At 63.9% G+C, this 20564-nt stretch carries 21 protein-coding genes; 16 read left to right on the top strand and 5 right to left on the bottom strand.

Annotated elements, in window-relative coordinates:
• The first annotated feature begins 55 nt into the window (after positions 1-55).
• Both AC58X1_RS21215 and AC58X1_RS21210 read left to right on the top strand, forming a co-directional pair.
• A complete protein-coding gene (locus tag AC58X1_RS21215; protein WP_101317903.1) occupies positions 56-535 on the top strand; it encodes a chemotaxis protein CheW in 480 nt (159 codons plus the stop codon).
• A 1-nt stretch (position 536) separates the two neighbouring features.
• A complete protein-coding gene (locus tag AC58X1_RS21210) occupies positions 537-932 on the top strand; it encodes a DUF2802 domain-containing protein (RefSeq protein WP_150573773.1) in 396 nt (131 codons plus the stop codon).
• Positions 933-1585: 653 nt separating this feature from the next.
• Here AC58X1_RS21210 and AC58X1_RS21205 read toward each other — a convergent pair.
• From AC58X1_RS21205 to fliK, 4 genes are all read right to left on the bottom strand, one after another.
• Positions 1586-4381 carry a dermonecrotic toxin domain-containing protein gene (locus AC58X1_RS21205; protein WP_150573772.1) on the bottom strand — a complete coding sequence of 932 codons (2796 nt, stop codon included), beginning with the start codon at positions 4379-4381 and terminating at the stop codon, positions 1586-1588.
• A 144-nt stretch (positions 4382-4525) separates the two neighbouring features.
• Positions 4526-7261 (bottom strand): dermonecrotic toxin domain-containing protein, encoded by a 2736-nt coding sequence (locus AC58X1_RS21200; protein WP_497429426.1) that lies wholly within the window; start codon positions 7259-7261, stop codon positions 4526-4528.
• Between the two features lie 58 nt (positions 7262-7319).
• Positions 7320-7664 carry an EscU/YscU/HrcU family type III secretion system export apparatus switch protein gene (locus AC58X1_RS21195; protein ID WP_150572713.1) on the bottom strand — a complete coding sequence of 115 codons (345 nt, stop codon included), beginning with the start codon at positions 7662-7664 and terminating at the stop codon, positions 7320-7322.
• On the bottom strand, positions 7661-9226 hold the full coding sequence (gene fliK, locus AC58X1_RS21190) for a flagellar hook-length control protein FliK (protein WP_497429425.1): 1566 nt from the start codon (positions 9224-9226) through the stop codon (positions 7661-7663). Before fliK ends, AC58X1_RS21195 begins: the two co-directional genes overlap by 4 nt.
• A gap of 145 nt (positions 9227-9371) precedes the next feature.
• Here fliK and ccmA point away from each other — a divergent pair, with 145 nt between their 5' ends.
• The 14 genes from ccmA to AC58X1_RS21120 all read left to right on the top strand — a co-directional run bounded on the left by ccmA (position 9372) and on the right by AC58X1_RS21120 (position 19804).
• Positions 9372-10004: a cytochrome c biogenesis heme-transporting ATPase CcmA gene (gene ccmA / locus AC58X1_RS21185; RefSeq protein ID WP_101317915.1), complete on the top strand. Its 633-nt coding sequence runs from the start codon at positions 9372-9374 to the stop codon at positions 10002-10004.
• Positions 10001-10669 (top strand): heme exporter protein CcmB, encoded by a 669-nt coding sequence (gene ccmB / locus AC58X1_RS21180; RefSeq protein WP_188035631.1) that lies wholly within the window; start codon positions 10001-10003, stop codon positions 10667-10669. The genes ccmA and ccmB overlap by 4 nt, the downstream gene beginning before the upstream one ends.
• Before the next feature lie 56 nt (positions 10670-10725).
• Positions 10726-11493, top strand: coding sequence for a heme ABC transporter permease (locus AC58X1_RS21175; protein ID WP_497429424.1), 768 nt, complete (start codon positions 10726-10728; stop codon positions 11491-11493).
• Positions 11490-11666 (top strand): heme exporter protein CcmD, encoded by a 177-nt coding sequence (gene ccmD, locus AC58X1_RS21170; RefSeq protein WP_101317919.1) that lies wholly within the window; start codon positions 11490-11492, stop codon positions 11664-11666. The genes AC58X1_RS21175 and ccmD overlap by 4 nt, the downstream gene beginning before the upstream one ends.
• The gene (gene ccmE, locus AC58X1_RS21165; RefSeq protein ID WP_497429423.1) at positions 11663-12118 is read left to right on the top strand and encodes a cytochrome c maturation protein CcmE; all 456 of its coding nucleotides are present in this window, start codon (positions 11663-11665) and stop codon (positions 12116-12118) included. The genes ccmD and ccmE overlap by 4 nt, the downstream gene beginning before the upstream one ends.
• 11 nt (positions 12119-12129) lie before the next feature.
• On the top strand, positions 12130-14103 hold the full coding sequence (locus AC58X1_RS21160) for a heme lyase CcmF/NrfE family subunit (protein WP_178080824.1): 1974 nt from the start codon (positions 12130-12132) through the stop codon (positions 14101-14103).
• Positions 14100-14636, top strand: coding sequence for a DsbE family thiol:disulfide interchange protein (locus AC58X1_RS21155; RefSeq protein WP_497429422.1), 537 nt, complete (start codon positions 14100-14102; stop codon positions 14634-14636). Before AC58X1_RS21160 ends, AC58X1_RS21155 begins: the two co-directional genes overlap by 4 nt.
• On the top strand, positions 14633-15109 hold the full coding sequence (locus AC58X1_RS21150) for a cytochrome c-type biogenesis protein (RefSeq protein WP_101317928.1): 477 nt from the start codon (positions 14633-14635) through the stop codon (positions 15107-15109). Before AC58X1_RS21155 ends, AC58X1_RS21150 begins: the two co-directional genes overlap by 4 nt.
• Positions 15102-16298, top strand: a complete 1197-nt coding sequence (ccmI, locus tag AC58X1_RS21145; protein ID WP_150569756.1) for a c-type cytochrome biogenesis protein CcmI — start codon at positions 15102-15104, stop codon at positions 16296-16298. Before AC58X1_RS21150 ends, ccmI begins: the two co-directional genes overlap by 8 nt.
• An 11-nt stretch (positions 16299-16309) precedes the next feature.
• Positions 16310-16729, top strand: coding sequence for a hypothetical protein (locus AC58X1_RS21140; RefSeq protein WP_497429421.1), 420 nt, complete (start codon positions 16310-16312; stop codon positions 16727-16729).
• Positions 16730-16846: 117 nt separating this feature from the next.
• Positions 16847-17785 (top strand): 2-hydroxyacid dehydrogenase, encoded by a 939-nt coding sequence (locus AC58X1_RS21135; protein WP_101317934.1) that lies wholly within the window; start codon positions 16847-16849, stop codon positions 17783-17785.
• 39 nt (positions 17786-17824) lie between these two features.
• Positions 17825-18613: a PhzF family phenazine biosynthesis protein gene (locus tag AC58X1_RS21130; protein WP_220633304.1), complete on the top strand. Its 789-nt coding sequence runs from the start codon at positions 17825-17827 to the stop codon at positions 18611-18613.
• Positions 18614-18641: 28 nt separating this feature from the next.
• The gene (locus AC58X1_RS21125; RefSeq protein ID WP_101317938.1) at positions 18642-18980 is read left to right on the top strand and encodes an FKBP-type peptidyl-prolyl cis-trans isomerase; all 339 of its coding nucleotides are present in this window, start codon (positions 18642-18644) and stop codon (positions 18978-18980) included.
• 164 nt (positions 18981-19144) lie between these two features.
• A complete protein-coding gene (locus AC58X1_RS21120; RefSeq protein WP_150572706.1) occupies positions 19145-19804 on the top strand; it encodes a histidine phosphatase family protein in 660 nt (219 codons plus the stop codon).
• Between the two features lie 15 nt (positions 19805-19819).
• Here AC58X1_RS21120 and AC58X1_RS21115 read toward each other — a convergent pair whose 3' ends face one another.
• Positions 19820-20548, bottom strand: coding sequence for an aspartate/glutamate racemase family protein (locus AC58X1_RS21115; protein WP_497429420.1), 729 nt, complete (start codon positions 20546-20548; stop codon positions 19820-19822).
• Positions 20549-20564: the final 16 nt, after the last annotated feature.

Below are 20564 nucleotides of genomic sequence, written 5' to 3'. Positions count from 1 at the left end.
CGCGGCCACGGCCGCACCGAGCACACCGCCGCTGGCGGCATTTGAGGGTAGGGGAATGAAAAAGTCGTCCGCACAGGGTTCTGAAGATCCGATTCTGCAGTGGGTTACCTTCCGTCTGGACAACGAGTCCTACGGCATCAACGTCATGCAGGTGCAGGAAGTTCTGCGTTACACCGAGATCGCGCCAGTGCCGGGTGCGCCGAGCTATGTGCTGGGCATCATCAACCTGCGCGGCAACGTCGTCACCGTGATCGACACCCGCCAGCGCTTTGGCCTGGTGCCGACCGAGGTCACCGACAATACTCGTGTGGTGATCATCGAAGCCGACAAGCAAGTGGTCGGCATTCTGGTCGACAGCGTTGCCGAAGTGGTTTACCTGCGTCAGTCGGAAATCGAAACCGCGCCGAACGTGGGTAACGAAGAGTCGGCCAAGTTCATCCAGGGCGTGTGCAACAAGAACGGCGAGCTGTTGATCCTGGTCGAGCTGGACAAGATGATGACCGAGGAAGAATGGTCAGAGCTGGAGAATATCTGAGTTGATTTTCGAAGCTGCTGTCATCTTCCTGGCGCTGCTTTGGGCGCTGAGCCTGTGGTTTTTTCTCAACTACAGCAAGCGCCAGCGTGAGCTGGCTGCGCAACAGGCTCAAGGTGACGCCGTGCGTGACCAGCGCATCAAGGAGCTGGCCAAGCGGGTGGACGATTACCAGAACGGCACGGTGCGCATGGGCGAGGCGATCCATGAATTGCGCGCTGTGGTCGCGCCGTTGCCGGACAAGCTGCAACAACTGGAGCAGCGCGATCCCAATGATGTGACCTTTTCCCAGGCGGCCAAGCTGGTGGGGATGGGCGCCAGCGTCGAGGAACTGACCCAGACCTGTGGCCTGACCCAGGCCGAGGCGCAGTTGATGACCAAGCTGCACCGCAGCGAGTGAGCTGGATAAAGGCGACCTCAAGTCATAAGACTGCGTCGCCTGGTCTGGGGCTGCTTTGCAGCCCTTCGCGGGCAAGCCCGCTCCCACAGGGATAGCGCGTATTTGCAAAGCGACGCGGTCCCTGTGGGAGCGGGCTTGCCCGCGAAGGGCCGCAAAGCGGCCCCAGCTTCTTGACTGACTGGCACTGACCTGCGGCCTCAGTAGTTCAGAACGTCTACCTTCCCCACGACGGCGTGAACTACAGGGGGCAGGTGAGCTTTGAAAGCTGCTACAACTTGGTCTTTGTGCTTGCGCTTGAAAAACACGTAGAGGCTTCCGGTGGTCATGAAAGCGGAGCCCTCTTCCGACACGCTGAAACCCACCTCAACCATATTTCTATTGGTTGCAATCGTTGTCGTTGTCAGCTCTGTCCATTGAAAAAAACGATTATGGTATCGAGTGTGCAGTGCTTGATAACTTTTCGAATTTGCCATGCACAGGTGCGTCAATGCCATACCGCCAGGGCCGATAAAAAGTGGGGTCACGGGTTGCCATGAAGCCTATGCCAATTAGAGTGCGGGTGATAAGGCCCTTTCGCGACACAAGGCCGTTCCTGCAAGGGGGCGTCGTTTTGGGGAAACGGTGCTTGTTGGCGCGGCCTGGAGAGCAGCTCGTCAGGGCTTGGCCCAGGCGTTGAAGCCACCTATCCGTGCCACCCGGTCAAGCGGCAGCAATTGGCGGCGGATCGCCTTGTAGTGCTCAAGGTTGACGAAGCGCCATGAGTTCAGCCGGCGAAAGCAATACAGGTTGTTGACCTGCCGCATCACTCGCAGCAGGGGCAGGTGACGTTCGGCTACCTCGGTCAACAGCGCCGGGCCTGTCAGGCGGCTGAGGGTGCTGGCATAGCGATAGAACGCTTCTGGGTCGCTCGCCAGGGTGGGCCGGGTGTCATAGAACGCGGGCTCGGCGAGGTAGCGGCTGTGCATTTCCTGAAGAATCGCCTTGAGCGTCGGATTACCCGGATGGCTGCCAATCAGGCTGCTGTTGTACAAGCAGTTCATCCCCATCTTTTCATTGGATACCGGCGGATACAGCAGCAGGCCGTCGTCGGTGGTCGCCAGCGGCACCTCATCCAGGGCTTCGCCTGGCGTTTCCAGTGAAGGATCGAGCAGCATGTGGGGGATTTCCCCAGGCATCAGCAGGGTGTCATCGATATCCATGTACAAGCCGCCTTCCTGCTCAAGCAAGGCAAAACGCAGCACATCCGAGGCCGAGGCGAAGTTGCCTGCGGTCCCGCCCTTGCCGTCAATGGCCGCGGCGTACTGACTGAAGTTCTGGTGGTTGCGAAAACCTGCGTAGAACGGCTGTTCTTCCAACGGCAACACCGTCACCCCGGGTGCCCGTTCGGTCAGCAGCCGGAGGTTTTCCTCGAAGGCGGTCGGGGTGGTCTTGGACAGGTAGAGGCGAAAGCTGTACTGACTGCCCGCGAGCCGCTCGGCATTGGTGGCGATATTGGCTATCAGCTCTTGGCTGAGCACTCTGTCGCCCACCCAGACACTGAGTATCTGCTTGGGGATCGGACGCAGGGTTTCACTGGGCAATTCCGGGAGTGCCAGTGGCAGCTGCAGGTCAACCCCCAACGCCCGCAGGCTGCTCATGCGCATCGCGTCGGTGACGGGGCGGGAGCCGATGTCCACCTCGACCAGGTTGAGCGAGTCCGGCGTTGCCGTGTAGTAGGTGGGTTCAACCTCATTGAGGTCATGTTCGGTGATGAACGCATCCGCTTCGATGTCGTAGACCATCTCTGCCTGATAACCGCCGATCATGCCCGTGAGCAGGTCGGGTGTACCGTCGTAGCGGGGTGTCCTGATGATCGCGCCGGCGATGCCAGGGTCGCCGTCGGGCAGCGGTGCAATCGGCTCGGGGAAGTGGAAGTACTCGGCTATATCGACCGCTGGCAGATGCGGCGGGCCAGTCGGGCTCAAGCGATAGCCCAGTTGCTCGTTGACCCGGCTGGGCAGGACGAAGCGGTCTTGCTTGAAGCGCAGCAGCACCGGTGTTTTGGACAGTCCGGCGGTGATCAGTGGGGCCGCATTGAGCAGGCCGAAGGCTGTGGTGGCGACGCCGTCGGCCTTGTCTTGCGCGGTTTTGCCGTGGATCGCCTGGTCCAGGCCCAGACCGAACTGGGCGACGCCGCCGAGGGCGAAGATCGGCGCCAGCTCCGGCACCACCAGCGCCAGCGGTGCCAGCAGGTTGATCGCCGAGTTGAGGTAGCCGCGCCACTTGGCCTTGGTCACTTCGCTGTCGCCCGTGATGACGTAATCGGCGTCCTGGTAGCTGCGCCGCTTGTGGCGCTTGGCCAGGGCGAGGAACAGGTCGCCGTCGATCAGCGGGCTGTAGTCCTTGGCCTTGTAGTTGATGTAGTCCCCCGGTGCCCAGATGCCTTCGGTGGTGAAGCCGGGGCGATTGCTGTCCAGGTGACAAGGCTTGGGGTAGCTGCCCAGGCCACACAGGGCCGTGTGCAGGCCGCTGTAGCTCAACCCGTCCTCGCGGTCGGCGAGGGTGAAGTGCGCCTGCAGCGCGTCGCGGGTTAGTGGCGAGCGGCACTGTTTGGCGAACCAGTCGAGCATCGGCTGTTTGTCGCTGAATTCATGCAGCGGCGAAGCGTTGCCGGGGACGTAGAGGATCGTCAGGCCGCTGACGACATCGCGCAGGCACAGCAGGTCGGTGGAGGGGTAGCCATAGACGTTCAGCAACCTGGCCTGGACCCTGGGTCGGCCACTGGCTTTGCCTGAGCCGGTGGGCATCGGCGGTGTGGCCAGCAGGCCACAGGCCTGCCAGACCAGCCGCCTGCCCGCGTCGCTGAGGCTGGCTTCACTGACTTGCCTGTTGCACGCGGCGAGCAGGTTGATCTTTGCCCCGACACGGTAGCTTTCGAGATTAGCGTCCCAGTAGCGGTCGAGCATCGCTTTGTAGTGCGCGTGGAAGTCGAGGTTCCAGATGAACGACTGGAAGGCCTCGGCCGACAACGGCACATGGGTGTCTGCGCTGTATTCTCCGCTGTCGGTCTGGCGGAACAGGCCGTTGAAGATCGCGTAGGGGTCGCCATAGTGGATCAGGCCCTGACCGCGCAGATGGTCGACGATGGTCAGCGGGCCTTCAGGAAAGCGCCCGGCCCACGGCGCGCCGAGGGCGGCGCCGACCAGGTTGTTGCTCGACTCGCCTTGCCAGTTGGCCAACACCGCCTGGGTCAGGCTCATCTTCTGCGTGACCACCCCGACCCAACCACGCGTCTGGTTGAACTGGTAGTGCAGGGTCACGGCGTCGGTCGTGTCCGGATCCAGCGCCAGGTTCTGAGCTTTGGCCCATTGGCGCACGGCCTCGGCCGCCGCTCGGTCCGGCCGCGGAAAGTCGGCGAGGTGGTCGCGTACGTATTGCACACCCTTGGCATTCACGTAGGAGTTGGTCATGCAGGTCACCTTGTGGTGGGGGGTAAGGCCGGTAAGGGTGGCCTGGCCCGGGCACCTTGTGGGGCTATTTAATTAGCCCCTGGGTGGTTTCTGCCCGCAGTGCGAGCCCGGCAGAAACCCGGTAGGCGCGGGTTGGCGGCGGGCTCAGTGTTCCCACCAGCTGTGCGCTTGGCCCATCTGGAAGGCCTGGCCGAGGGGAACATGCTCGTGCAGCGTGCGGGTGAACCCGCGCAGATTGATCACGCGATGGACGTCATGCAGTGGGGCGACCAGCAGGTTGCACAGTTCGCGCAGCTGGCTGAGCCAGGGCAGCCGCTGGTCGATCACCTGATTGAGCACGCCCGGCCCGGTGAGCAGGTTCAGCCGTCGCGCATAGGCGGCGATGGCCGGGCCACTGTCTGCCCTTGCCGGGCGACGGCTGTAGAAGGTCGGGTCGAGCTGGTAGCGGTGCAGGATCTCTTCGGAAATGGCCTCCAGGGTCGGGTTGCCGGGATGGCTGCCGATCATGCTGCTGTTGAACTTGATGTACATGCCCATCTGGTCATTGGACACCGGCGGTGCCAGCAACAGGCCATCCGAGGTGGTCCTGAGTGGCTGGCGCAGCAGGGGAAGCGTCTGCCGGTCCGGTCTGGCGGCCAGCAGCAACCGGTCATCGGCATCCAGGTAGATGCCGCCCAGGTGGCTGAGCAGCCGATAGCGCAAGATGTCGCAGGCCGAGCTGAAGTTGGTGGCTACGCCGCCGTTGCCGTCGATTGCGGCCTGGTACTGGGCGAAGTACTTCGAGCGGGCAAATGCCTGGAAGAACGCCTGCTCCTCGAGCGGTGAGACGCTTAGGCCAGGCGCCCTTTCGGCCAATACGGCGAGGTTGTGCTGATAGGCGTCGCGGTCCAGAGCCGACAGAAACAGCTGGTAGCGGTAGTCGCTGTCAGCCAAGGCCTGGGCGTTGTGCGCCAGCGCATCGAGAAATGTCGGCCCGATGGTCCGGTCGCCGACCCAGAGGCTGGAGATCACCCGCGCAATGGGGGTGGTGGCCAGGGCGTCATAGCGGGCGAGATCGATCGGCAGTTGCACCTCGATGCCCAGCGCCTGCAGAGTGGCCATGCGCTGCCGATCGCTGACCGGGTGGCTGAGATCGGCCAGCCTGACCAAGGTGCTGCGGTTGCTGACGATCCAGCGCGGCGGATCCGCCAACCGCGCCTCTTCGACCTTGATGAAGCTGTCGCTGGCCAACTCGTACTCCATCCATTTGCTGGTGGCCTTGCCGTTGTCGTCGAACCAGCCCATGAAGCGCACTTGCAGGTTGTGGTCGATGCGTGTGGCCAGGGCGCTGATCTGCGAGGAGGGCATGATCGGCGCTTCGCGGAAGGCACTCTCCGCCGGCGCCAGCTCGAACGCTTCGGCCTGCTCGACCTGCGGGCTGCCGGCGGTGAGCAGGGCGCGCAGCCTGGGCGGGGTGACGAAGCCGGGCCGGTACCAGCGGAACACCTGCGCCGGGTCGGCCGCCAGTCGGCCGGCCACGGGCAGGGCATTGAGCAGGCCGAACACCTCGGTGCCGACGGCGCTGGCCTTGTCTTCCAGCGTCTTGCCGTTGAGCAGTTGGTCCATGCCCAGCGCGAACTGGCTCAGCCCGCCCGTCAGCAGCACCGGGATCAGCTCCGGCACGACCATCGCCAACGGGCTGAGGATGACCATTGCCGCATTCAGGTAGCTGGTCCAGCGCGCCTTGTCGATCTGATGGTTGGTGGTGATCTGGCTGTCGGCATCCGCATAGCTGCGCTGCTTCTGTCGCTCTGCCAGGTAGGCGAACAGGTCGCCCGTGAGGATCGGGCTGTACGTCTCGGCGCGGTAGTTGACCATCTCGTGCGCCACCCAGAAGCCACTGGTTGCGAAGCCATCGTGGTTGACCGCGAAGCGGTGCGGTTTGGGGTACAGGCCCAGGCCCTTGAGCGCGGTACGCAAACCGCTGTAGTCGAGGCCGTCGGGCCAGTCGGCGGGGGTGAAGTAGGCTTGCAGTGCGACGCGCCTGGCCGCGTCCTGGCATTGCTCGGCAAACCACCGCTGCATGGCCGCCTGATCGGCAAATTCATGCAAGGGCGAGGCGTTGCCCGGCAGGTAGAGCAGGGTGAACCCGCTGTCGGCGTCGCTCAGGCAGAGGATCGAGGTCGAGGTGTAGCCGTAGACATTCAGCATCCATCGCTGCAAGCCGGGCGCCTGGGTGCGGCTCAGGCCCGCCGCCTGCCAGGCCAGGCGCCGTCCCTGGTCGCTGAGGCTGCCCTCCAGCACCTGGCGATTGCACGCCGCGATGAAACTGATCTTCAGCGCGCGTTGGTAATGGGCCAGGCGCGCTTCCCAGAAGCGGTCGAGGCTGGCCCGGTACAGGTGGTGGAAGTGCAGGCCCCAGATGAAGCCCTGAAAGTCTTCGGCCCTCACCGCCAGCCGGGTCTGCGGGCCATAGACCTGCGGGCTGGTGCGCCGATAGAGGCCATTGAAGATCTGGTACGCCGAGGCATTGGAGAACACGCCTACGGGTTCCAGGCGCTCGACCAGGGTCACCGCGCCTTGCGGCGGCAGCCCGGCCCAGTTGCCGAAGTGGAAGTTGCCATAGCCGGTGCTGGGCTCGCCCTGCCAGTTGCCGAGCAGCGCTTCGACCAGGGACATTGCCTGCGTGACGATGGCGTTTACGCGAAAGTGTCGGCGACCTTCGCCCAGCGGTTCGTGCTGGTAGTGCAGCGTGACCACCTCGATATCGGCCGGCGCCTGCTCGATGCCGCGGGCGCGCAGCCACTGGGTCAGCTGTTCGCTGGCGAGGGTGTCGGGGCGTGGGAAGTCGATGAGCGCTTCGCGCGGCAGGTGCAGGTTTTCGTTGGGAATGTAGGGCATGGGCCGATCCTGTGCAGGTGAGTCGCACAGGATCGGCGGCCGTGGTGGCGGCTGGGCGTTACTTACTGCTGGAGTTCGGTGGCAGGCGCAGCAGTTCGGGCGTGATGTCGCGAGGGGTGGCGGGCGCGTCGTTGAAGCCTGGGGGCAGCTTGCCGCGCAATTGCCAGGCGAAGGCGATGATTTCGGCAATCGTCAGGTACAGCGCTTCGGGGATCTGCTCGCCCAGTTCCAGGCGTGCCAGCAGGCGCACCAGTTCGGCGTTCTCGTAGATGGGCACGTCGTGCTCGCGGGCAATCGCCAGGATCGCCTCAGCCAGCTCATCGTCACCTTTTGCGCTCAATGTCGGTGCCTGTTGGCCGTCATAGCTCAGGGCAATGGCCTGACGTGATTGCTTGTCACTCATGCGGTCTCATCCACCCAGCGTTGTTCGACACGTGTTTTCGGACCTTGTGGCGGCGTGCCAGTGTGGCATTGCAGGTCACCGACTTCGAGACCGCGATCAAGCAGGCGTGTGCGCAAGCTGCCCAGTTGGCTGTCGATCAATTGCGCGGTCTGCGCAAGCTCCGCCCACAATTGCCCGGACAAGCGGCCCTGACTGAGCTGCGCCTGCACCTGCAACGGGCCGAGCGGCGGCAGGTCGAAGGCCAGCTCGATGCGCCACAACGACTCGAGCGGATCGCGTTGCTCGCGCTGGCCGTCAGCCTGTTGCTGCGGGGTTTCTTCGCGCTGCAGCTTGGCTTGCAAAGGGATGAACTCCTGGCCGTGGCGGATCGGGATTTCGGCCTGCCAGGTGGTCTGCAGGTTACCGTTTTCGCTCACACCGGTCTGTTGCAGGCTGCTCAGGGCGTGGCTCTGCAAGCGCGACACGGCAGCCGCAGCCAGACGCAGCAGTTGCTCCAGATCGCCTTCCTGCTCCAGGCTCTGCAGCAACCGTGACGGTAGCGGGAAACTGCCTGGTTGCGGTCGGGGGCTGACCCGGTCAAGCATGCCCAGTGCACTGCGGGCGAAGCCGGGCATCACCTGCGCCAAAGTATTGGCAACAACGGTGGGGTTGCTCATGGGGTTGGCGGCGTTCGGCAGCGCCTGCGCAACCAGCCTGATCAACTGCGCTTTGAGGTCTGGGGCGATACCCGCAGGCAAACCGGCCAACAGCTTCGCCTCAAGAAAACCACCACTGTTACTCAATGCCTGCGCCACGCCTTTGGGATCGCTGAGCTGGCGCGCATCCGGCAGGCTGGCCAGCAGGCGCTCGGCGCTGGCGCGCAGTAGGCTGCCCGTGTCGGGATCGCTGGCGAGCTGCTGCAATGCGCTGAGCACACCGGGCAGCGAAGCTTGCCGAGCCTGCTGGTTGGCCAGTTGCTGGCTGATCAGCAACTGATCCTGACGCCCGCTCAACGGCACGAAGCGCAGTGACTGGTCGCCCTGCACCAAAGCGCTGAGCAGGCTGCCCACCGGCAACGGGCGCGGGCTGTCGATACTCAGGGTGGCGCCGGCCTGGCTGCTGTTGAGCAGGCTGACCAACGCGCGAAAACTGGCAGTTTCACCGGGGTTGACTGGCAATGCCTGGTTGCTCAGGACCTTGCCCTGCAGCAGGGTACCGATCGGCACCTGGCTGGTGTCGAGGCGGGTGAGGGTGCTGACATTGTTGGCGTTGGCTTGCTGCACCATGACTGCCAGGCGATTGCTGTCGGCCTGGCTCAGCAGCAGCTGGCTGCCCGGAGCCAATGGTTGGCTGGCGGTGGTCTGGACCTGGGTCTGAGTACCGTTGGCGGCAGTCAGGCGCAGCAGCAACTGGAAGTCGACGCCAAGCTGGCGCAGCGACATGACCTCGGCCTTGGCAGTCTCGCCGGGCGCGATCAGCCCGGGCTGCGGTTGCAGCAGGCGCAGCAGTTCGCCGGTCATGGCAGCTTTGGCTGCCTGCGGGGCGATTGCGCTTTGTGCGCCGAGACTATTGATTTCAGTCATGATTGTATACAACCTGTCGAAGCAGCCCTCTTGGCAGCGCGGCGGCGCGTGTAATAATGCCGGCCACGCCGCCCACCACTGTCAGTATAACGGCAGGCCAGGGGGCGACTTGAGACTCAGGCTCCACACAGAATAAGGCGGTACCGTGACCCTTGACCTTCGAGCCACCGGCCTGGCGTGCGAGCGCGACTGGCGCCTGCTGTTTGAACACCTGGATTTTCAGCTGGGCCCAGGCGACATGCTGCAGATCAGCGGCCCCAACGGCAGCGGCAAAACCAGCCTGCTGCGGCTGTTGGCCGGGCTGATGCAGCCCACCGCCGGGCAGATCCAGCTCAATGGCCAGCCGTTGGCCGAGCAGCCGCAGGCACTGGCCAGCATCCTGCTGTGGATCGGTCATGCGGCGGGTATCAAGGATTTGCTCACGGCCGAAGAGAACCTCGCCTGGCTCTGCGCGCTGCATCAGCCGGCCAGTGTCGAGGCGATCTGGCAGGCCCTGGCTGCAGTCGGCCTGCGCGGTTTTGAAGATGTGCCCTGCCACACCCTGTCCGCCGGCCAGCAGCGGCGGGTGGCGCTGGCGCGGCTGTACCTGGCCGGGCCGCCACTGTGGATTCTCGATGAGCCGTTCACCGCCCTCGACAAACAGGGCGTTGCGCAGCTTGAAGCGCACCTGGCCGCGCACTGCGAGGCGGGCGGCACAGTGGTGTTGACCACGCACCACAGTCTCACGCTCAAGCCTGCCGGCTATCGTGAACTGAATGTGGGGCAGTGGGCCGCATGAGTGTATTCGTCCTGTTGTTGCGCCGCGAAGCGCGCCTGCTGTTCCGCCGCCCGGCCGAGCTGGCCAACCCGTTGGTGTTTTTCGCCATTGTGGTGGCGTTGTTCCCCCTTGCCGTCGGCCCCGAGACGCAATTGTTGCAAACCTTGTCGCCTGGCCTGGTCTGGGTAGCCGCGCTGCTTGCGGTACTGCTGTCGTTGGACGGCTTGTTTCGCAGCGATTTTGAAGACGGCTCGCTGGAGCAATGGGTGCTGTCGCCGCATCCACTGGCGTTGTTGGTGCTGGCCAAGGTGCTGGCGCATTGGATCTTTTCCGGGCTGGCGCTGGTATTGTTGGCGCCGCTGCTGGCGCTGATGCTGGGCCTGCCGTCGAGCTGCCTGCCAGTGCTGCTGGCCTCGCTGCTGCTGGGCACGCCGGTGCTGAGCCTGCTCGGTGCAGTGGGCGCGGCGCTGACCGTGGGCCTCAAACGCGGTGGTTTGTTACTGGCGCTACTGATTTTGCCGTTGTATATCCCAGTATTGATCCTGGGCAGTGGCGCCTTGCAAGCGGCGTTGCAGAATATGCCCGCCACTGGCCACCTGTTGTGGCTGGCCAGCCTGACTGCCCTGGCTGTGACCCTGGCACCCTTTGCGATAGCGGCCGGCCTGAAGATCAGCGTCGGCGAATAACGAGATCTGGGCCTACGGCAGAATGCTCAAGGCCCAGCCAAGACCGGATGTACCTGATGAAAATAAGCTGGACGTGGTTCCACAAGCTCGGCTCGCCCAAATGGTTCTACGCCATCAGCGGGCGCATGCTGCCCTGGCTGACGGTGGCCGCTGTGCTGTTGCTGACAGTCGGCATGGTCTGGGGCCTGGCCTTTGCGCCGCAGGACTATCAGCAGGGCAACAGCTTCCGCATCATCTATATCCATGTGCCGGCGGCCATGCTGGCGCAGTCCTGCTATGTGCTGCTGGCGGTGGCTGGTGTGGTCGGGCTGGTGTGGAAGATGAAGATCGCCGACGTTGCCCTGCAGTGCGCGGCGCCCATCGGCGCCTGGATGACCGCCGTGGCGCTGGTCACCGGGGCCATCTGGGGCAAGCCGACCTGGGGTAGCTGGTGGGTCTGGGATGCGCGCCTAACGTCGATGCTGATCCTGCTTTTTCTGTACTTCGGCATCATTGCGCTGGGCCAGGCGATCAGTAATCGTGACAGCTCGGCCAAGGCTTGTGCGGTGCTGGCGATCGTGGGCGTGATCAACATCCCGATCATCAAGTATTCGGTGGAGTGGTGGAACACCCTGCACCAGGGCGCGACTTTCACCCTCACCGAAAAGCCGGCGATGCCCGCAGAAATGTGGCTGCCGCTGCTGCTCACCGGGCTTGGCTTCTACTGCTTCTTCGGCGCTGTGCTGCTGGTGCGCATGCGCCTCGAGGTGCTCAAGCGCGAGGCCCGCGCCAGCTGGGTTCGTGAAGAAGTGCTGAACAGCCTGGGGCGGAGGGCAGCATCGTGAGTTTTGCCTCGTTCAGCGAGTTTCTCGCCATGGGCCACCACGGCTTGTACGTATGGTCGGCCTACGGCATTTGCCTGGCAGTGCTGGCGCTCAATGTAGCCGCACCACTGTTGGCCCGCCGTCGTTATCTGCAAGAAGAGGCGCGTCGTCTGCGCCGGGAGAACAATCAGTGAATCCGCAGCGCAAGAAACGCCTGTTGCTCATCGGCGCCCTGCTGGTCGGGGTCGGCGTCGCCGTTGGCTTTGCCCTGAGTGCCCTGCAGCAGAACATCAACCTGTTCTACACCCCGACCCAGATCGCCACCGGCGAAGCGCCGCTGGACACGCGCATTCGCGCCGGTGGCATGGTCGAGAAGGGCTCGGTGCAGCGCTCGGCTGACTCGCTCGACGTGCGCTTTGTGGTCACCGACTTCAACAAGTCGGTGCCGATCACCTATCGCGGCATCCTGCCGGACCTGTTCCGTGAAGGGCAGGGCATCGTTGCCTTGGGCAAGCTCAATGCCGATGGCGTGGTGGTGGCGGATGAAGTGCTGGCCAAGCACGATGAAAAGTACATGCCGCCTGAGGTGACCAAAGCACTCAAGGAAAGCGGCCAGGCGGCCAGCGGCGTGGAGCAGAAGCCATGAATGCTGCCCTGATAGTGCCCGAACTGGGTCAGTTGGCGATGATCCTGGCGATCTGTTTCGCCGTGGTTCAGGCCAGCGTGCCGCTGCTCGGCGCCTGGCGCGGCGACAGCCTGTGGATGAGCCTGGCGCGACCTGCCGCCTGGGGACAGTTCGCTTTTCTGGTGTTTGCGTTCGGCTGCCTTACCCATGCGTTCATGACCGACAATTTCTCGGTAGCGTACGTTGCCAGCAACTCCAATACCGCTTTGCCGTGGTACTACAAATTCAGCGCAGTGTGGGGCGCGCATGAAGGCTCGTTGCTGCTGTGGGCATTGATTCTGGGCGGCTGGACCTTCGCCGTGTCGGTGTTCTCGCGCCAGTTGCCACAAGTCATGCTCGCCCGCGTACTGGCGGTGATGGGCATGATCAGCGTGGGCTTCTTGTCCTTCCTGATCGTCACCTCCAACCCATTCCAGCGCCTGTTGCCGCAGGTGCCGGGCAACGGCCGTGACCTCAACCCGTTGCTGCAGGACTTTGGCCTGATCGTCCATCCGCCAATGCTGTACATGGGCTACGTCGGCTTCTCGGTGGCCTTCGCCTTCGCTATCGCCGCCTTGCTCGGTGGCCGCCTGGATGCCGCCTGGGCGCGCTGGTCGCGGCCATGGACCATCGTCGCCTGGGCGTTCCTCGGGGTCGGTATCACCTTGGGCTCGTGGTGGGCGTACTACGAACTTGGTTGGGGCGGCTGGTGGTTCTGGGATCCGGTCGAAAACGCCTCGTTCATGCCCTGGCTGGTGGGCACCGCGCTGATCCACTCGCTGGCCGTCACGGAAAAACGCGGCGTGTTCAAGAGCTGGACGGTATTGCTGGCGATCGCCGCATTCTCGTTGAGCCTGCTCGGCACGTTCCTGGTGCGCTCCGGCGTGCTGACCTCGGTGCACGCCTTTGCCGCCGACCCGGAGCGCGGTGTATTCATCCTGATCTTCCTGCTGTTTGTCGTGGGTGGCTCGCTGACCCTGTTCGCTCTGCGCGCGCCGGTGGTGAAAAGCCAGGTCGGCTTTGCCCTGTGGTCGCGAGAAACCTTGCTGCTGGCCAACAACCTGGTGCTGGTGGTGGCTGCATCGATGATTCTGCTGGGTACGCTGTACCCGCTGGTGCTCGATTCCCTGACCGGGGCCAAACTGTCGGTCGGCCCGCCGTATTTCGATGCGCTGTTCCTGCCGTTGATGGCATTGCTGATGGTGGTGCTCGGGATCGGCGTGCTGGTGCGCTGGAAGGACACGCCGGGCAAATGGCTGGCGGGCATGCTCACACCGGTATTGATTGGCAGCGCAATTCTGGCGCCGATTGCCGGGCTGATTGCCGATGACTTCGACTGGCCGGCGCTGGCGACCTTTGCCCTGGCGGCGTGGGTAGTGCTCGCCGGCCTGCGCGACATCTTCGACAAGACCCGCCACAAAGGCCTGGGCAAGGGCGTGCGCGGCCTGTCCCGCAGCTATTGGGGCATGCAGGTCGCGCATCTGGGCCTGGCTGTGTGCGCCCTGGGCGTGGTGCTGTCGAGCAACAACAGCGCCGAGCGCGACCTGCGCATGGCGCCGGGCGAGACGGTCGAGCTTGGCGGCTATCACTTCCTGTTCGAAGGCGCCAAGCACTTCGAAGGGCCAAACTTCATCTCCGACCGTGGCACCGTGCGGGTTTCCAAGGACGGTCGCGAGGTCAGCGTGCTGCACCCCGAGAAGCGTCTGTACACCGTGCAGCAGTCGATGATGACCGAGGCCGGGATCGATGCCGGTTTCACCCGCGACCTCTACGTGGCCCTCGGCGAGCCGCTGGAAAACGGCGCCTGGGCCGTGCGCGTGCACATCAAACCGTATGTTCGCTGGATCTGGCTGGGCGGTCTGCTGACCGGCCTGGGCGGGCTACTGGCAGCCTTCGACCGGCGTTACCGGGTCAAGGTCAAGAGCCGCGTGCGTGAAGCCCTCGGCGCGACTGGAGCAACTGCATGAAGCGTTGGATGATGGTCCTGCCGTTGGCGGTGTTTCTACTGCTGGCGGTGTTTCTCTACAAGGGCTTGTTCCTCAAGCCCGATGAGCTGCCGTCGGCGATGATCGGCAAGCCATTCCCGGCCTTCTCGCTGGCCTCCACCCAAGGCGAGCGCAGCCTGACCCAGGCCGACCTGCTCGGCCGGCCGGCGCTGGTCAACGTGTGGGCCACCTGGTGCCCATCGTGCAAGGTTGAGCATCCTTACCTGAACACGCTGGCCGAGCAGGGCGTGGTTATCCATGGCGTCAACTACAAGGACGATAACGCTGCGGCGGTGAAGTGGCTCGCCGAGTTCCACAATCCGTATCAGCTGGATATCCGCGACGAGCAGGGCACTCTGGGTCTGGACCTTGGTGTGTATGGTGCGCCGGAGACCTTTCTGATCGATGCCAAGGGTATCATCCGCTACAAGCACGTCGGCATCGTCGATGCCACGGTCTGGCGCGAGCAGCTGGCGCCGCTGTACCAGGGCCTGGTCGATGAGGCCAAGCCATGAAGCGCTGGTTGGCAGCAGCCGTGCTCGGCCTGAGCCTGGTGAGTGTGGCCAAGGCCGCGATCGACACCTATCAGTTTCGTGACGACGCCGAGCGCGAGCGCTATCAGCAACTGACCAAGGAGCTGCGCTGCCCCAAGTGTCAGAACCAGGACATCGCTGACTCCAATGCGCCGATTGCCGCCGACCTGCGTCGGGAGATCTTCCGCATGCTCGGCGAAGGCCAGAGCAATCAGCAGATCGTTGCCTTCATGGTTGATCGCTATGGCGACTTCGTCCGTTACAAACCGGCCTTGAGCGGGCGCACCTGGCTGCTCTGGTTCGGCCCGGCAATTCTGCTGGCGGGGGGCTTTGTCATGTTGGCGGTGATTGTCCGCCGGCGCCGGCAGCCGGTGGCAAGCGGCAGCGCGCAGCTGTCGGTGGAAGAACGCGAACGTCTCGCCAAACTGTTGGATAAAGAAGCTACCCATGACTGAATTCTGGCTTGGCGCGGGCCTGTTGTTGCTCGCCGCCCTCGGCTTTCTGCTGATCCCGATCCTGCGTGGCCGTGGCCGCCAGCAGGAACAAGACCGTACCGCCCTGAACGTGGCGCTGTATCAGGAACGTGTCGCCGAACTGAGCGCGCAGCAGGCTGCCGGCGTACTCGATGCCGAGCAACTGGCCAGCGGCCGTGATGAAGCCGCGCGGGAACTGCTGGCCGATACCGAAGGCGCCGGCGAACCGCGCCAGGGTCATCTGGGGCGGGCGGTACCGCTGTTGGCAGCGTTGCTGGTGCCGGTGATGGCGGTGGGGCTGTATCTGCATTTTGGTGCGGCGGACAAGGTCGAGCTGACCCGCGAGTTTGCTCAGGCGCCAAAGACCATGGACGAGATGACCAGCCGCCTCGAGCGCGCGGTGCAGGCCCAGCCGGATTCAGCTGAAGGCCTGTACTTCCTCGGTCGCGCGTACATGGCTGACCAGCGCCCGGCTGATGCGGCGAAGATCTTCGAGCGTGCCGTTGCCCTCGCTGGTCGCCAGCCAGAGCTGCTCGGGCAGTGGGCCCAGGCGCTGTACTTTGCTGCCGACAAACAATGGAGCGCACAGCTGCAGGAGCTTACCGACGAAGCGCTCAAGGCTGACCCCAAGGAAGTCACCAGCCTCGGCCTGCGCGGCATCGCCGCGTTCGAAGGTGAACGCTATCAGGAGGCCATCGACTACTGGCAGCGCCTGCTGGCGCAATTGCCTGAGGGTGATGCCTCGCGCGCCGCGTTGCAGGGCGGTATCGATCGCGCCGCCGACAAGCTCAGCGCCGCGCCAGGCAAAGCGGCCGCACCAGCTGTATCGCCCGCGCGCTTGCAGGTACGGGTCGAGCTGGCCACAGCGCTGCAGGGCAAGGTTCAGCCGAGCGACACGGTGTTCATCTTCGCCCGCGCCAAAAGCGGCCCGCCGATGCCGTTGGCGGCCAAGCGGGTGACGGTGGGCCAGCTGCCGATCGAAGTTGAACTGTCAGACGCTGATGCCATGATGGCGCAGATGAAACTGTCCGATTTTGCCGAAGTCCAACTGGTTGCACGGGTGTCCCGCGCAGGCCAGCCGACTCAAGGCGAATGGATCGGCCAGAGCGCGCCGATGAGCAACCGCACGCCGGGCATTCAGCACCTGACAATCGACAGCCCTGACCAATAAGAGAGCCCACCATGAAGCATGCCGTCCGCTTGACCCTGATCACCCTGGCCCTGGGTCTGTCTGCGTGTACGGTGCGCGAGCCGGTCCAGCAGCCGCTGCCACCGGTCGAAGGCGTGCCGCCGCGCCAAGGGCCGGCGGTCACGCCATTGCCGGGTAGCAAGCCGAATACGCAGCCGAGCAAGCCAACCGCAGCGCCGAAGGCCATGCCGCGCACTTCGGCCAGCTTCGCGCCACCGCCAGGTGGTGCCAGCCACTGGGACCCGAAAATGGGCGTGTATGTGCTGGAGAAAAAACCCAACACCTTCTACCGTCAGCGCACCTATTACCGCTATGACGGCGGCTGGAGCTGGTCGCTGAGCCCAGAAGGTCCATGGCAGGAAACCGACAGCAGCGGTGTGCCGGGTGGCCTTGGTCGCGCCTTCGCGCAATAAGCATCTGCAGCCCCTCTCTACCAGGGCCGGTACAGTACAGTTGAAGGGCAATTCTTCGATTGACTGTACTTGCCCCTGACCCCGCATAATCCCTCCTCGCATAGAGCCGGAGGGTGCATGAGCAAGACAGTCCTGGTACTGGTTGAAACCGTCGACGATTACCTGCCGCTGCTGGAGCAGGCGGGCTATCGACTGATTCGTGCGCCGAATGCGCAGCTGCGCGCTGCGGCCATCGCTCAGCAGGCCGATGAGATCGACGCGGTGCTCACCCGCGGCCCACTTGGTCTGACTGCCAGCGAGATTCAGGCGCTGCCACACTTGCAGATCATCTGTGTGATCGGTGCCGGCTATGAACAGGTCGATCTGACCGCCGCTGCAGCTCGTGGCATCACCGTCACCAACGGCGCCGGCGCCAACGCTGCAGCAGTCGCCGATCACAGCCTGGCCCTGCTGCTGGCCTTGTTGCGCAATATCCCCAACGCTGACGCAAGCACTCGCCGCGGTGAGTGGAACCGGGTGATCAGCCCGTCGGTGTCGGGCAAGCGCCTGGGCATCATCGGCCTCGGTGCTGTTGGCCAGGCGATTGCCAAACGCGCGTCGCTGGGCTTCGACATGCCGGTCAGCTACCACAGCCGTACACCTCGTAAAGAGCTTGCCTACACCTGGTACGACAGCCCGCTGCGTCTGGCCGAGGCGGTCGACATCCTCGTGATTGCTACACCCGGCGGCGCTGCGACGCAGCATCTGGTCGACGCCGATGTGCTCAAAGCACTCGGTGCAGAGGGCTACCTGGTCAATATCGCCCGCGCCAGTGTGGTCGACAGCGCCGCCTTGCTCGAGGCGCTGGAGCAGGGCTGGATCGCTGGCGCGGCACTCGATGTATTCGACGACGAACCCAACGTACCCGACGCCTTCAAGGCACTCGGCAACACCGTGCTGACCCCGCATGTGGCCGGGCAGTCGCCCGAGGCCGCACGCGATACGGTGACCCTGGTGCTGCGCAATCTGCAGGCGTTTTTTGCTGGTGAACCGGTGCTGACCCCCGTTCGCAGCTGAATTTTTACCCGGCCAGTCATGGACAGTGGAGCTTATTGCATGCAACTCGAGATCTTTCAGGTAGACGCTTTTTCCAGCAAACCTTTCGGCGGTAACGCGGCAGCAGTGATCCCGCTGGAGCAGTGGCTGGACGATGCCACCCTGCAGCGCATCGCCGAAGAGAACAACCTGTCCGAGACTGCCTACTTCGTCAAGCACGGCGACGGCTACCAGCTGCGTTGGTTTACCCCGACGGTGGAAGTCGACCTGTGCGGGCACGCCACCCTGGCCTCGGCCTGGGTGTTGTTCGAGCAACTTGGCGAGCAGGCTGAGGTGCTGCGCTTCAGTACCCGCAGCGGCGAGCTGCGGGTCAGCCGTGGCGCTGACGGCATGCTGGAAATGGACTTTCCGGCCAAGCAGCCGCAGCCGGTAGCGACCCCGCCAGGCTTGCTGGAGGCGCTCGGTCTTGACAGCGCACGTGAGGTGTACCGCAGCGATGACTACCTGGTGGCGATTGACGACGTGTCGTTGATCGAGACCCTGCGCCCGGACTTCGCCGCGTTGGCAGCCTTCGATGTGCGCGGTATTGCGGTGACTGCGCCGGGCCGCGGCTTTGACTTCGTCACCCGCTGGTTCGGCCCTCGGGTGGGCGTCAACGAAGACCCGGTGACCGGGTCGGCGCACACTTCGCTGGCACCGTACTGGGCGCAGCGTCTGGAGCAAAGCAGCCTGCGCTGCGAGCAGGGCGGTGCGCGCAAAGGCCAGTTGCACTGTGAGGTGCTCGGCAACGGCCGGGTTATCATCAGCGGCCACGGCGCGCTGTACCTCAAGGGCAGCGTGTTCATCTGAGTGCAGCGCAGCTTTCCCAAGGAGCTTCATGAACAACGAATTACAGATCACCGACCTGCTCGAAGGCGACGGCAAGGCTGTGGTCAAGGGCGCATTGATCACCACCCAGTACACCGGCTGGCTGGCCGATGGCAGCGAGTTTGATTCCTCCTGGTCGCGCGGTAAGCCGTTCCAGTGCGTGATCGGCAGCGGCCGGGTGATCAAAGGCTGGGATCAGGGCCTGATGGGCATGCGTGTCGGCGGCAAGCGCAAGCTGCAGGTGCCGGCGCACCTGGCCTACGGCGAGCGCAGCGTCGGCGCGATTCCGGTCAATTCCGACCTGACCTTCGAGATCGAATTGCTCGAAGTGCTGACCCGCGACGACTGAAACTGTAACAACTTCACCCGGCAAGTTTGCCCCGGCGAATGAATTTCGTTCACATTTCTAGGTCAAGATGATCCCGCTTGCACGGCTGGCTCGCCAGCCTGTGCAGATGATCACGAAATGCAGGCACGGACGCCTTCCTTCTTTTGTCGGATGAGTCCATCGCCATGAAGTTGCTGCAGTCCTTGCGACGCCGTCATCTCTACCTTGCCACTGCGTTTGCGGCAGTCCTGGTGCCCCTGACCTATGCCGTGGTGCACAACCATGAAGAGCCGGTCGATGGCACCCAGACTCTGGTGTTTCTGCGCCACGCAGAGAAGCCTGGCGAAGGTCTTGGCCAGCTGAATTGCCAGGGTCTGAATCGGGCCATCGAGTTGGCCAGTGTGCTGCCGGAGCGGTTCGGCGATGCCGATTATGTCTTCGCTGCCAACCCCTCGCGGCACGTCGAAGAGGGTAGCCAGGACCAGCGCTACAGCTACATTCGCCCGCTGATGACCATCAGCCCCAGCGCCATTCGCCTCGGTCTGCCGGTCAATATCGACTTCGGCGCCAATGACTACGACGAGCTGGCCGATGAGTTGCTGACCGACAAGTACCGCAACGCCACCGTCTACACCGCCTGGTCGCACGGTTACCTGCCTGATCTGATCAATGCCGTGGCCGGCAAGGCCCTGGGTGACGAGCGAGTCATCACCGAGGACTGGAGCAACGAGGATTTCGACAGTTTGTATGTGATTACCCTGACCTGGCACGACGGCAAGGCGAGCATGCTCAGCCGTAACGTGCGTCAGGGTCTGGATGGTGGCAACAAGGCCTGCCCGACCTGAGCCGGGCAGGGCTGATCAGCGGCCCAGGCGCATTGGCCAGCCGACGACTTTTTTCACCCGCGGGGTCGCGTAGGTGCGTACCTTGGAGGTGCTCAGGCCAAGCCGCACCAGCGACTCGGCAATGGTTACCGCAGCGCTGACACCATCCACCACCGGCACCCCGGTGCGCTGGCGAATCTGCTCGTCGAGGCCGGCCATGCCGCCGCAACCAAGGCAGATCACCTCGGCTTTGTCGTCGCGTACAGCGCGTTCGGCCTGTTCGACGATGGCATCCACTGCCCGCTGAGGGTCCTCTTCAAGCTCCAGCACCGCCAGGCCACTGGCCCGTACCGAGGCGCAGCGGTCATACAGCCCGGAGAGTTTCAGGCGATCTTCGATCAGCGGTACGGTGCGGTCCAGGGTAGTTACCACCGAGTAGGCGTGGCCGAGGTACATGGCGGTGCTGGCGGCGGCGTCAGTGATGTCTACCACTGGCACATCGAGCAGCTCCTGCAGCCCCTCGCGGCCATGCTCGCCGTAGCCTGCCTGGATCACCGCATCATAGGGCTGGTCGTAAGCCAGCACGCGGTCCATCACGGCGATGGCCGCCAGATAACTTTCGAAATTGCCCTCCACCGACTCGGCGCCAAAGTACGGCGTCAGACCGACGATCTCGGTGCCTGGCGCGGCGACGCTGCAGGCTTGCTCGGCAATAGCCTCGGTGATGGCTGCGGTAGTGTTGACGTTGACGATAAGAATGCGCATGCAGATTCTTCCTTGA

This window comes from Pseudomonas sp. PGPR N4, from assembly GCF_059693665.1.
The sequence above is the reverse complement of the archived record's forward strand: the minus strand, read 5'-3'. Positions and strand labels throughout refer to the sequence as shown.